General features: G+C 35.7%; 1 protein-coding gene. It reads right to left on the bottom strand.

Translation table 11 applies throughout. The annotated features are described in order from the left end of the window. Window positions 1-71: 71 nt before the first annotated feature. A complete protein-coding gene (locus FD47_RS14815) occupies window positions 72-335 on the bottom strand; it encodes a transposase (RefSeq protein ID WP_054736792.1) in 264 nt (87 codons plus the stop codon). Window positions 336-414: the final 79 nt, after the last annotated feature.

Here is a 414-nt window from a genome sequence, read left to right as displayed (position 1 = left end):
GGCTTTCAAGATTATCCAGAGGCGGTGTTTACATAATTGTTCGTTGATAAAGTCTATGGCTTTAACTTTGCCTAATGTCTTCCCAGTAACACCGCCGCTGCTTTTAAAATTTCATTTTCTTCCTTTAACTGCTGGTTTTCTTTCTGTAGTTGCTTGAAGGCTTCAACACTCGTTACGCCACCGTCAGGTAGTTCAATTAATTTGGCCCGCTTGATCCAATGACTGATGGTGGTTGGATGAACCCCATATTCATTGGCTAAGGATTTCTTTGAACGATTTTCATTGTGATAAAGCTTAACGATGTTGTTTTTAAATTCATCTGAATAATATTTCATAAAAAAACTCCTATTCTGATTTTTATCATTATGACACAAAATCTAATGATTTTGGTACCAAATTTCAGTATAGGAGCAA

This window comes from Lentilactobacillus parafarraginis DSM 18390 = JCM 14109 (genome assembly GCF_001435895.1).
GTDB classification, from domain to species: domain Bacteria; phylum Bacillota; class Bacilli; order Lactobacillales; family Lactobacillaceae; genus Lentilactobacillus; species Lentilactobacillus parafarraginis.
This window is presented reverse-complemented; position numbering and strand designations above follow the sequence as displayed.

Bases quoted from the DNA above. Each gene is read 5' to 3' on its own strand.
- FD47_RS14815 (WP_054736792.1), bottom strand. From the start codon at position 335: ATGAAATATTATTCAGATGAATTTAAAAACAACATCGTTAAGCTTTAT.